The sequence below is a fragment of the Shewanella sediminis HAW-EB3 genome (assembly GCF_000018025.1).
GTDB lineage: Bacteria > Pseudomonadota > Gammaproteobacteria > Enterobacterales > Shewanellaceae > Shewanella > Shewanella sediminis.
On record NC_009831.1, the window covers coordinates 5,175,754 to 5,188,317 of the forward strand.

Sequence of the window (12,564 nt, forward strand, 5' to 3'; positions counted from 1 at the left end):
AGATGTCAATTAATCAAAAAGTGGGCTTTGTCTTCAGACAAGAGAACTGTGTTGGTTGTGGTGCCTGTACCGTTGCCTGTCAAATTCACAACGAGCTGCCTGAAAACCACCGATTCCGCAAAGTCGATCGCTATGAAGTAGAACGCGAAGATGGCGCGATCGATGTGTGGCTATCTCACTCTTGCATGCACTGTGAAAACCCTGCCTGCTTGATGGTCTGCCCGGCAAAAGCCTACCACGTCAGAGATGACGGTATCGTGGTACTGGATCGTGAGAAATGTACCGGTTGTGGCCTGTGTGCCACCGCCTGTCCATACTCTGCCGTCAGCATCCGCGAAGACGATGGCAAGGCCGACAAGTGCAACATGTGTGTTGAACTTCTGGACCGTGGCATGAAGCCTGCGTGTGTAACGGGTTGCCCTGTGCAATGTATTGAAACCGGAAACATCGATGAGGTGTTGAAGAAGCCTTCAGCGAGTAAAGAAGGTGTCGGTTACGGCGATTGCATCACGAAACCTAACATGGTGATTATTAAGGAACGCGCATAATGACGGCACAATATGGTCCGATGGCAACGGCTTACTTTGCCTATAAATCGATGATTTTTTCGCCCTCAGGGACAGAGGCGTTAACTGGCATGATCGCATACCTAGAAGCGGATCGCCCGGATAGCCCTTTGCTCGCAGAAGCAAAGAAATTTGTCGATGACTCATCGGAATTGGAGTTTGACTTCAACCGCATGTGTATCGGTCCATATAAGTTGCTGGTTGCTCCTTACGAGGGCGTTTATCGCAGCGGCAATCATGTCATGAATACAGACGAAACCGTCAGAGTCGCCGAGTTTTATCAAGAGATTGGCTTGGTCATTGATGAACAATTCAATGAGCCGGCCGACTTTATCGGTAACGAACTGGAGTTTCTCTACTGTGTTCACGCGTTAGCGAGTGAGCAGAAAGCGGCGAATAATATCGAGGCCTTCGAGGAACTCACGGCAATTGCCGACGAGTTTCTCACTAAGCACCTTGGAACTTGGATCACTCCCTTCTGTGAAGGGATAAAAACCCATGCCCAACAAGCTTTTTGGCGCGAATTTGCCACCGAACTGCACCTTTTTATCACACAGCAAATGCAGTGATGCGTTGACTTTATACAAGATAAGTTAACGCACTATGTACCAAGTGAAATGGTGATATCCGTCGATACCTGAATCTACAATCCCCTCAGGTATTCGGCGGGTAGAACCGAATAGGCGACCTAAAGTCGCTAAAGGAGTTATGAATGAACAGAGCAATAAGATTGTTTAGTTTTATTGTCATCAGCCTGTTTGTCTCAACGGCAGCAATGGCCGCTGATGTTGCAACATTGCAGCCTCAGCAGTGGCAAACTATCCAGGAACACGCTATTGAGGGTGACATCCCAGAACTGCGTGGTATGCCAACACAAGTTGAGTTATTGATGCCTGCATCGGTACCGGAAGAAGCAGATGAAACCATCTTAGGTTACTTAGGTGCCACAGATAGCATCGCATTTCTGGTTTTTGCCAGCCTGTTTGGCGTCATCGCCTTGTTTATCATCTTCATCATGGTGAACGGTATCTCACGTCTGGATAACGGCTTCTCGGGTAAGATGATCAAACGTTGGTCTGGCTTAAGTATCAGTGTGCATTGGCTGGGAGCGATTGCCTGCATCCTGCTAATGCTAACGGGTCTGGTCTTAGCGGGCGGTCGACACTACTTCGAACCAAGCATGAATGCATCTAGCTGGACATCGCTCGTCGGTCTGTCAAGCAGCCTGCATGAGCTAATGGCATTCCCCTTCATCCTGGGTTACATCCTGATGATATTGATGTGGGCACCAAAGCAAATTCCAGCAAGCTATGACTTGAAGTGGTTTGCCGTATTGGGTGGCTACCTGAATACAGGTAAGAAGCATCACCCGGATGCGGGCTTTGCCAATGCCGGTGAAAAACTGTGGTTCTGGGTATTTGCACTCTTTGGTGGCCTGATGGTGATTTCAGGTCTGACAATGATGTTCCCTGAAACCTTCGTTGTCACTAAGAATACCGCTAATTTGATGCTGGTAATGCACATTGCCTCAACCATCATCATCAGCGCCTTCTCAGTAGTACACATCTTCATGGCGACAGTCATGTCTGAAGGTGGCATGTCTAACATGACCTCTGGCTACTGTGACGAAAACTGGGCGAAGCAGCACCATAACCTTTGGTTCAACGAACTGAAGTAAACGGGCGATTCCCAGGTATCAAATCATGCTCACCAGCATCTCATATGGTGGTGAGCATTCTCAAATAGAGCTTAGGCTCTGACAATAAAACTGTTCAGCTTTGCACTCACCGACTCTTACCCCAAGAGGATGGCGGCTGGTTGCATCCTGAATAATAAAAAAGAAGATGAATACGATGAATACACTAAAATCACTCGTGGCGATTGCCGTTGGTCTATGTAGCTACAACGCCCATGCCGATGATGCACAAACTCTAGAGCAACGCATTGCGAATCTCGAAAACAACGCCGCACCATCACAGTTTAAAAACAGCCAGGTAAGTCTATACGGTTCAATCCGTCCAACCCTTAGCTACCTGGATGATGATCAGGATAAAACCTGGGATGTTCGTGATGCCCTGTCTCGCGTCGGCATCAAGGCCAGCACAGAGTTTGCCGATGGCTGGAGCGCTATCGCTCAGGGTGAGTGGAGCGTCGATATCGCCAACTCAGGGAACTTTGGTAAGGCACGTCAGGCCTATGCCGCTATCGCTTCACCTTACGGACAGGTAGGTATTGGTAAGCAACGTCCGGCTCAATACACCTTAGTTGCCGAGTACGTCGATATCTTTAACCATGGTAACAGCCCATACGCTTATGACCATGAGAGCCCATTCTTCGTGGATAACTTCGTGACCTATAAGCTGGTAACAGGTGGTTTCACCTTGATGGCAGGTGCACAAGTTGACGGCAATAGCGGTGACACTGGTGCCGATATGGTCAACTTAGGTGTCGGTTACGATTTAGACCAACTACACCTTGGCCTAGGTTATGTCAGCCAAAACACACAGACCGATGCCGGTATCGAAGGCGATGACCAGACTATTGGCGGCGTCGTCGCTTATACCTTCAGCAACGATCTCTATGTCGCTGTCAGCTATCAGGATAAGCAATATAACTTCGATGCCTTAAGCCAGGACCGAAGTGGCAGCACATTAGACAGTGCACTGGCCTACCCTATTGCTAAAAACTACAAGGTTAAACTGGGTTACTTCCAGTTTAAAGATGGCATCAATGACAACACATCAGCCGACTATGATGGTTTCAACACTACCCTTGAGTGGAACCCAACCTCAAATGTACGTGTTCATCTTGAGTACTTAGCCAAGAACTCTGACAACCGCGCCGATGATCAAGCGTTGACCTTAGGCTTCAGATACGACTTCAACCTGAATTGGAAAGGTTAAATCGCTATTGAGCGAGCCGTAAAGCAAAAGAACTAACCCCAATAAAGAGGCCTACTAGTGGTCTCTTTTCATTTCTGTCACTGTTGTGGAGATAAGCAATTGTTAGGATTTAGAAAATCGCTGATAGCGTCAATGGTGACTCTGGTCGCCCTCTGCCTTTTAATCTCAAATTGGCTCTCATATATCGAATTAAAAGAGAGCACCATAGCCAATACCAATGAAAAACTCAGGAGTATTGCTAAATATGAATCGAACAACATCGAGGAGTGGTTTACAGAGAAGGCCAAATCCATCGATGCACTAGCCAGCCACTACCAACAGGGTACCTATAAGGGCAACTATGCCCAGGCAGCCAGGCTCTCTACCGATGTCGGCGGCGTCGCCCGTATCTATTTCGGCTTCGATGATGGCTCGGCCTACTCGACGGAAACCAGCAGCAAGTGGATCGACGGCAAGGCCATACCCGAACAATACGATCCACGCACCCGTCCCTGGTACCAGCAAGGTAAAGCCACCACAGCCCTGGATGTCACCGATATCTATGTCGATGACGGCACCGGCCACGATGTCATCTCTATCCTGAAAAATCTCGGTGATGGTGTCGTCCTCGGCGATATCGAGCTCACCTTTCTGGCAGATGCGGTTAAGGCCGTGGATTACCCTGGCGCCGTGGTATTAATTACCGATCAGACGGGTAAGGTACTGGCATCTGAATCCAAACGTCTGATCTCAGGCACTCACTTCTCCGATTTTGGCCTACCCGAAGTAGAACGAAATATGCTGTCACAGGACGAGGTTATGCAGGAATACACCTTAGACGGCGTCGATAAGATCGCATTTTCCAAGGCGATCAATCTGGTCAACGGCAAGAAGTGGTATCTGCTCATCGGCCTGAAAAAGTCTGTCGCTTATGCGGCCGTAGACAAGGCACTCAGTAATGCCATGATCTCCTCTCTGATCATGTTGGCGCTGGCTATCAGCGTATTATTGAGCGTGTTATACGTGATCTATAAACCCATATTACTGCTCAAGGAGATGGTTACAGAGCTGTCTAAGGGTAATGGTGATCTTACTCGTCGACTGGAGGTCAAGAACCTCGATGATTTGGGAGAGATATCTCAGGGGATCAACCAATTCATCGCCAATTTACAATCTATGATGTTGGAAGTTTTGCAATCATCGACACATATCGGTAGCAGCGTGGAGCGCCTTAAGTCAGAAACCGAAGCCAACAGCCATATCCTTGCCGCGCACACCACGGAGACCGAGCAGATCGTCGCCGCCATCGAAGAGATGAGTGCAACCGCCAACGATGTTGCCAGAAATGGTGCGGAAACCGCCTCTTTCACTCAAGTCACCAATAGCCAAACGCTGGAATCTAAGGCCGTGGTAGGTCAAGCCACCGACACTGTCGCACAACTGGTCAGGGAAGTTGAAAACACCTCCGCCAATATTGCCGAGATAGACAGAGATACGGTCAACATTACTCAAGTATTGAAAGTGATAGGTGAAATAGCCGATCAGACCAACCTGCTGGCACTGAATGCCGCGATTGAAGCCGCCAGAGCCGGAGAGCAAGGTCGGGGTTTTGCGGTGGTCGCCGATGAGGTGCGCGCTCTGGCCGCCAGGACTCAGTCGAGCACGGCCGAAATCGAACAGACTCTCACAAAGCTGAGAGAAGCCTCGAATGCGGCTATCACGGCGATGAATGTTACTAAGGCAACCTGTCTGAAAACGGCCGAGACGACGGAGCGAGTCGCATCGGATCTCGATAACATTGGCAGTTCGGTCAATCAGATCAATGACCTCAACACCCAAATCGCCACGGCCGCAGAGGAGCAAAGCTCGGTATCGGGCGAGATCACCCGCAATATGTCGGCCATCCGAGAGATGGTAAACGAGCTTTCCACCAATGGTGAAGTCACCAGCAATGAAACCGTAAATCTGGCCACCGCAAACCATCAACTCAGGTTGATCGTGGAACAGTTTAAGCTGTCTTAATAAAAGTCATCAATACGGGTCGTCCAGCCAAGTGCCGGACGGCCACAATTTACTTATCCACCCGGTTCAGCGCCAGTTTCAACTTATCGACAAATCGCCTTAACACCAGCGAGGCAACGTCAGAATATAGTGGTTAATCGAACCAGGCCGATGACTTCTCTGCGGCCTGTTTCTCCACATCATCGTCGACATATACGCTGACCATGGCCAGAGCCGCGGCAAGTGCGCCGAGGTCATCGGTAAAACCTACGAAGGGGGTCAGATCGGGAATGGCATCGAGAGGCGCAATAAAATAGGCTAAAGCGCCAAAGATCACGGTCTTGGCCCATTTAGGCGTATCGGGGCCTTGAGCCGCATAGTAGAGGCATAAAGCATTGTCTATCACTTCGCGGCCCGCTTTCTTAGCAAACTGTTTTACCTTGAGCCAGAAATCATGGTCACTGTAATCATCACTGTTTGGCTTATTCAGATCACTCATAGCACTTTCCCATACGTAAAACTAAGGCAATAAAGATAGCATAATCGGTAAACGAATCATGCTATCACTCGACCTATCTTTGGTGCTTAGGCGTGGTTCCCCAAGCATTTTTCTTTGCCGGACGCTTGCGTGAACCCGATTTATCAGCCTGTCCACCAGTCTTCCCAGAGCCCTGCTTAGCAGATGAGTCACTTTTGCCCTTAACTTCTGCGCTCCCTTTGCCTTTAGGTTTGCGATCGGCAAACTGATCTTCAGAGAAGCGGGTAAAGGCTTTCTTGCCCCCTTGCTCTTTATTCGTACTCGCCCCTTTGCCCGCACCACCGCCTTTACCTTTACTACGGTTCGCTTCACGCTCTTGGCGGGACTCTGCCGGCACTAAACAGTTAGGGCCGTTACCGATAAGCTTCTCTTTGCCCATCTCAATCAGCGCCTCACGGATCATCGGCCAGCCGACAGGATCATGATAGCGCAGCAGGGCTTTGTGCAGTTTACGTTGACGTCCACCTTTAGGCACCGCGATCTGCTCGCTGGTGTGCTTCACATTTTTCAGTGAATTCAGCTCGGTATGATAGATAGTCGTCGCGTTCGCCATGGGCGATGGATAAAAGTTCTGCACCTGATCCAGCTTGAATTTCTCACCTTTCAGCCATAGCGCCAGATTCACCATATCTTCATTGGTCGTCCCCGGGTGAGCCGAGATAAAGTACGGGATAAGGTACTGCTTCTTACCCGCCTCTTTCGAATATTTATCGAACAGCTCTTTAAATCTATCATAGCTGCCCATTCCCGGCTTCATCATCATATCGAGCGGCCCTTTCTCGGTATGCTCCGGGGCAATCTTGAGATAGCCGCCGACATGATGGGTTGCCAGCTCTTTGACATAACGAGGGTCTTCGGATGCCAGATCATATCGTACACCCGAGGCAATCAAAATTTTCTTAATGCCGGGCAGATCTCGAGCAGCCCGATACAGGTCTATAGTAGGTTGATGGTCGGTATCCATATGGCCACAAATATCGGGGAAGATGCAGGAGAGTCGGCGACAGGTTTGTTCAGCCTTCTCACTCTTACAGCCTAAGTGATACATGTTGGCCGTCGGTCCACCAAGATCTGAGATCACCCCGGTAAAACCAGGAACTTTACCCTGAATGTCTTTGATCTCGTTCACAATCGACTCTTGTGAACGGCTCTGAATAATCCGCCCTTCATGCTCGGTAATAGAGCAGAATGAGCAGCCACCGAAACAACCACGCATGATGTTGATAGAGGTCTTAATCATGTCATAGGCAGGTATATTCTCTTTACCATATGAAGGATGGGGAACACGCTGATACGCCAGATCAAACACTCCATCCATCTCATCGGTATTTAACGGTAACGCAGGTGGATTGACCCAGACAGCGCGCTCCGCATGAACCTGAAACAGCGCTCTGGCGCAGCCAGGATTCTGCTCTTGGTGCAAAATTCGGGATGCATGAGCATAGAGAAATTTGTCTGCCGCCACTTTTTCATAACTTGGAAGTTGTATATAACTCTTCTCCCAAGGCTTAGGTTTGGGTGGCTGCACACTGATAGCCTTAGGGGCATCGTTATCGAATATCTTCTCATCCGTTGGGCCCGACAGGTTCTTGCAGCCGACATCATCGGCACCATAGGGATTCGGGATTGGGTCGATCTTATGAAGTTGATCTATTTTGCGCGAATCTACCCCCTTCCAGCCTGGTAAGGGTGCTTTACGAATAACCGCAGTACCACGAATATCATGCAGTTCAGAAATAGGCTCACCGCCGGCAAGACGATGGGAAAGCTCAACCAAAGGGCGCTCGGCATTGCCGTAAACCAGAATGTCAGCTTTGGCATCCAATATAACTGAGCGACGTACTTTATCGGACCAATAATCGTAGTGAGCGGTACGGCGAAGACTAGCCTCTATGCCACCGATTATCACGGGAACCTGTTTGAATGCTTCTTTACACCTCTGGGTATAGACGGTCACGGCGCGGTCGGGGCGCTTTCCACCAACGTCACCGGCGGTATAGGCATCATCATGGCGCATACGACGCTCGGCAGTGTAACGATTGATCATCGAATCCATATTGCCGGCGGTGACACCAAAATAGAGGTTGGGTTTACCCAGCTTCATAAAGTCATTCTTGTTAGACCAATCCGGCTGAGCGATGATCCCCACCCTAAAACCCTGAGCTTCCAACATACGTCCAATGATCGCCATACCGAAGCTTGGATGATCCACGTAAGCGTCACCTGTCACTATGATGATGTCGCAACGGTCCCAACCCAGCTTATCCATCTCTTTACGAGACATAGGTAAAAAAGGAGCTGGACGCTTCAGCTCAGAGCGATGCTTAGGGTAAGTAAATAATGTGGATTCAACTTGCATGAGTTTTACAGCCTGACTATCAAATATGGAAAATATAAAACATTCGCGCCCCCGAAAGGGAGGCGGAGTATAACAGGGGACAGGGGGTCAGTGCGAACAAAAAACAACCAGCCAGGCAATAATACTCAGATAAAACGTCTCAAATTTGATTAACCATAAAGAGTGTAGGGATGCTTACCCACACTCACATAACGGGTACTGGCGCTAGAAGTTTACCCCAAGCTAAAGAAGAAATAGCCAAAGTTAATACCAGCGAGGATCAGAATAACCAACCAACTCAGTAACCCTCCCCAAAAACGGCCCAGATGATAACCGCCCCGACCTTGTGTCAAACCTATCGCATGCAAGATTCGACCTATGACCCACACGATGCCCAGAATATGCAAAAACAGCCCAGGTAGATGGTTCTGCTCTGCCACCAGCAATAAAATCATGGCTATCGGTGCATTTTCCACTAAATTAGCGTGCACCCGATTAGCCAGCCTTAACTCTTCATTGCCGGAACTACCCAAACCAATTTTATGCTTCCTACGTAATTGAATCACTCGCATTGCAAACATGACGACTAAAATTGCAGTAATGCTGATATACAGGCCTGAAATGGCAACTGACATAAGGCTTCCTTTTATTAATATTTCAACCAGCATTACAACTTATTAGAAGTAATACCAATCAGTATAAAGATGTGATCGCTCAGCGAGAGTTTAGCGCTTCTGAGGCAAGGTCATCAATTGCTCCTCGGTAACTGCTCCATGCGTTACTCTACCTCCTATATCCATATAGTCGTGCATAAATGACATTTGCAACATCCATGTTGCTCGCAGCGAGTGAAGAGCATAGTTGTTCTACGTTTAAGCTCGTTAACGCAGCATCAGAAAGGCTAAAACTCGCCTTTCAGGAGTGTTTTTGGCTGCCTACTTCTTCGTTGAATAGCTTCACAAGGGATCACCATTGCATCATCTATTCGCCTTGAATTAGTTTGCCAAAAATAACTCTGAGTAGATCACTTTCTTATACTGATTGGTATAGGTAAATATTTTCCATCTGATTAACCTTTTTCCCACAAACTAGGTTAATATGCGCTCGTTTGGCATTCCCAAAAACAAAACAATAATGGACCCTGCTTGTGAACAACGAAGAATTTCTAGAGAAACGTCGATTTATCATTAAGTTAGGCAAGTCTCTACACAAGTTTGGCACCCCGGCTTACCGGCTCGAAGCTCACCTTCAAGCCGTCTCAGAACTCTTGGGACTCGAGGGCTATTTTCTTATCTCTCCCACTGCCATGACCTTCGTTCTTCAACACGATACCGATCAAGAGTACAACCACGTAGCCAGGGTAAAGCCGGGTGAATTAGATCTCGGAGCCCTGGCCCGTACCGATGAACTGGTCGAGGAGTTAGTTTCTGGTAAGCGCACTCTTCAGGAAGCCTTAGAACGACTGGACGAGATAGCCAATAAACCTAATGCTTATGGCTCACTGCTCACCTTATTGGCATTTGGCTGCTCGGCAGGAGCCTTTGCCATGCTGATGGGAACAAGCTGGAACGATGTGTTTTGGTCTGCCCTGCTTGGTTTCATGGTCTATGGACTGGTCTATCGCGCCGAACGCTCTAAACGTATGGCCGAAATGCTCGAACCTTTAGCCGCTATCCTATGTGCCCTGGTCGCCAGTGGCATCGCTCAACTTGATCCCCATATCAACCTCCCTGTGGTGATTCTGTCCGGCATCATTATCTTTGTTCCCGGTCTCGCGCTCACCTTAGGCTTAGCTGAGCTCGCTGCCAGAGATCTGATATCCGGGACCGCCCGTGTCATGGATGCGTGTATGCTGCTGTTTAAGCTCTATTTTGGAGCAATTTTCGGCATGGTGATTGGCAAGGCGATATTTGGCGAAGCCATCTACTTTGAACCCGATCCGGTACCACAAGTTGCCATCTGGTCTGCCGTGCCTATCCTCTCGATGGCACTGGTGATCATATTTAAGGCCCGTATGAAAGACTCCCCTTGGGGAGTGCTCGCAGGCATTGTCGCCTTCTTCTCATCTATGTTGGGTGGCATCTACTTAGGCGACTCTATCGGTATCTTCTTTGGCGCGTTCGCAGTGGGCGTCTACTCAAACCTGTTTGCACGCTGGATGAAAGCCCCCGCTTCTATCGCCCTACTCCAAGGTATCGTTATTCTGGTTCCGGGTAGTAAAACCTATATTGGACTCAACACGCTTATCTTAGGCGAGACAATGCTTAACCAGTCACATATTGGTAGCCAGATTTTTCTGATATTTATGTCACTCGTCGCCGGATTAATTTTCGCCAACGTCGCCGTATCACCGCGAAGAACGCTATAAACCTACCCTATTATCTGAGTAAAAAAACTCCGTTACGTGATGTTTCTTTCCCGGAAAACATCACGACTACATTTGTATTTGCTTAAGTAAAATCATCCACTTATTTTCCTTTTTTTCTTGACTAACTCGCCACTGGCGTGTGTTATTAAATTGTAAGAAAACTGTTCACTTTCTCTTCAGCCAATCGAAAGGTACTCATATAAGGCGAACCTATGCAGGGTAATAAGTCGTATCTATCTCTTTTCATTGCCAGCCTTTTAGCCTCTACGGCTAGTTGGGGAGAAGAGGTAAATTCGATGGAAGGTGAGCCAACCAGGGGAAAAAAGCTGAGTAAGATAATTGTCACCAGCAACCCCATTTTCGATGAGTCAGACCCTGATAGTTTTTTCATTCATCGCTGGGCCAACTACCTGCATATCAATACCAGAGAGCCGGTGATCTTAAATAAGCTTCCTTTCTCAAAAGAGAGTCGTATTAGCCAGAAAGATCTCGAAGAGGCCCAGAGAAACTTACGATCCGAGCCCTATATACGAGACGCTAAAATCAGCTTCTCAAAGAGAGACCCGCAGGCGGATACTCCCGCTGAAGGTGAAACCGTATTGGTAGAGACATGGGATAACTGGTCCCTGTTGCCAACGATTAGTTTCTCACGTAGCGGAGGTGATAGTGAATTTTCGGTTGGAATAAAGGAAGATAACCTGCTGGGATATGGTGTAAGAACACGAATGAATTATCAGTCTGACGCCGACAGAACAGGTTATAAGCTTGCTTTCGAGGCTCCGCTGGATAACTTCATCAAACACTCTAAATTAGGTGTCAGCTTTTACGACAACAGTGACGGCCAGTCGAAACAGCTTTACTTTTACAAACCCTTTTATACCTTAGATACCAAAGATAGCTATTCCATTACCTATCTGGACGACCTGCGCAACGATACCCTCAAACAGAATGGAATGGATATCAACGAGTTTGAGGTTAAGCAGGATTTCATTAATCTGGTTTATGGTTGGCGCATATCGAAAAACGATAATGCCAGATCTCGAATTATCACGGGATTAACCCAAGATAAAAATCAATTCTCTCATGTAGACACCTACCCGGGCTCGAGACTTCCTCAAGATAGAGACTTTATTTATCCCTGGGTCGCCTATGAGTTTCTTCAGGATGATTATACCGTTCTCAACAATGTTCACCTGATAAACAATAACGAAGACTTTAACTTAGGCTGGCACCACTATCTGAAGTTTGGTTTAGAGACCAATGATACCGATAGCAGCTCCCCCTTTGGTTACCATATAAACTGGAAAACAACCCGTGGCTATAAAGATGAAGCAGAGCTGCTGCTACTGGAATTTAACGGGACATCGACCTTAGCCACTACTCAGGATGATTTCTACCGAATCAATGCATCGGCAGAATACTTTTACCAGATCCACCCTAAGTGGACGACCTATGCTAAGACAAGGATCAGCACCTCAAAGAATAACTACCTGGATCAGACCTTCGCCCTGGGGGATGACACCGGGATCAGAGGCTATCCCAATGATTATCAACATGGTGACAATCAGTGGTTATTGACCGCAGAGCTCCGCCACTATCCGCACATTAACCTCTACCAACTCGCGGAACTAGGCTGGGCTGCATTTGTCGATGTAGGCCAGGCTTTCGGGGGCCCGGATGAGAATAATGAAGTGTCAGCCCCTATTGGCAGCTTAGGTATTGGAGCCCGAATTTTCTCGTCTCACTCCAGCTATGGAAATGTGGCTCATATCGACTTTAGCGTGCCTTTCACCTCCGGAGAGGAGGTCAATAGCTGGGAGTGGCGCTTCCAGGTAAAAAACCATTTCTAACCGACTATAATTCAGTTCAAT

The 12,564-nt window shown here is 48.1% G+C and carries 11 protein-coding genes; 7 read left to right on the forward strand and 4 right to left on the reverse strand.

The window, feature by feature from the left end:
* Positions 1–2 precede the first annotated feature (2 nt).
* From SSED_RS21960 to SSED_RS21980, 5 genes are all read left to right on the forward strand, one after another.
* Positions 3–548, forward strand: a complete 546-nt coding sequence (locus SSED_RS21960; protein ID WP_012144545.1) for a 4Fe-4S dicluster domain-containing protein — start codon at positions 3–5, stop codon at positions 546–548.
* A complete protein-coding gene (locus tag SSED_RS21965; protein ID WP_012144546.1) occupies positions 548–1,135 on the forward strand; it encodes a TorD/DmsD family molecular chaperone in 588 nt (195 codons plus the stop codon). Before SSED_RS21960 ends, SSED_RS21965 begins: the two co-directional genes overlap by 1 nt.
* Positions 1,136–1,278: 143 nt before the next feature.
* Positions 1,279–2,244 (forward strand): formate dehydrogenase subunit gamma, encoded by a 966-nt coding sequence (locus tag SSED_RS21970; protein ID WP_012144547.1) that lies wholly within the window; start codon positions 1,279–1,281, stop codon positions 2,242–2,244.
* A gap of 166 nt (positions 2,245–2,410) precedes the next feature.
* On the forward strand, positions 2,411–3,469 hold the full coding sequence (locus SSED_RS21975; RefSeq protein WP_012144548.1) for a porin: 1,059 nt from the start codon (positions 2,411–2,413) through the stop codon (positions 3,467–3,469).
* Positions 3,470–3,601: 132 nt separating this feature from the next.
* A complete protein-coding gene (locus tag SSED_RS21980; RefSeq protein ID WP_049772141.1) occupies positions 3,602–5,470 on the forward strand; it encodes a methyl-accepting chemotaxis protein in 1,869 nt (622 codons plus the stop codon).
* Positions 5,471–5,603: 133 nt separating this feature from the next.
* On the opposite strand, the gene SSED_RS21985 is transcribed toward SSED_RS21980, so the two are convergent.
* The 3 genes from SSED_RS21985 to SSED_RS21995 all read right to left on the reverse strand — a co-directional run bounded on the left by SSED_RS21985 (position 5,604) and on the right by SSED_RS21995 (position 8,960).
* Complete coding sequence (locus SSED_RS21985; RefSeq protein ID WP_012144550.1) at positions 5,604–5,948, reverse strand: YkvA family protein; 345 nt, start codon at positions 5,946–5,948, stop codon at positions 5,604–5,606.
* Positions 5,949–6,021: 73 nt separating this feature from the next.
* Positions 6,022–8,346, reverse strand: a complete 2,325-nt coding sequence (locus tag SSED_RS21990; protein ID WP_012144551.1) for a YgiQ family radical SAM protein — start codon at positions 8,344–8,346, stop codon at positions 6,022–6,024.
* Positions 8,347–8,558: 212 nt separating this feature from the next.
* Entirely contained in the window at positions 8,559–8,960 is a 402-nt protein-coding gene (locus SSED_RS21995) for an MAPEG family protein (RefSeq protein WP_012144552.1), read from the reverse strand.
* A gap of 512 nt (positions 8,961–9,472) precedes the next feature.
* Here SSED_RS21995 and SSED_RS22000 point away from each other — a divergent pair.
* Positions 9,473–10,693 carry a threonine/serine exporter family protein gene (locus SSED_RS22000; protein ID WP_012144553.1) on the forward strand — a complete coding sequence of 407 codons (1,221 nt, stop codon included), beginning with the start codon at positions 9,473–9,475 and terminating at the stop codon, positions 10,691–10,693.
* A 145-nt stretch (positions 10,694–10,838) separates the two neighbouring features.
* On the opposite strand, the gene SSED_RS25205 is transcribed toward SSED_RS22000, so the two are convergent.
* Positions 10,839–11,084, reverse strand: coding sequence for a sortase B protein-sorting domain-containing protein (locus tag SSED_RS25205; protein WP_150104373.1), 246 nt, complete (start codon positions 11,082–11,084; stop codon positions 10,839–10,841).
* On the opposite strand from SSED_RS25205, the gene SSED_RS22005 reads away from it, so the two are divergent.
* Entirely contained in the window at positions 10,990–12,543 is a 1,554-nt protein-coding gene (locus tag SSED_RS22005; RefSeq protein WP_012144554.1) for a ShlB/FhaC/HecB family hemolysin secretion/activation protein, read from the forward strand. The two genes, SSED_RS25205 and SSED_RS22005, sit on opposite strands and share 95 nt — an antisense overlap.
* Positions 12,544–12,564 lie beyond the last annotated feature (21 nt).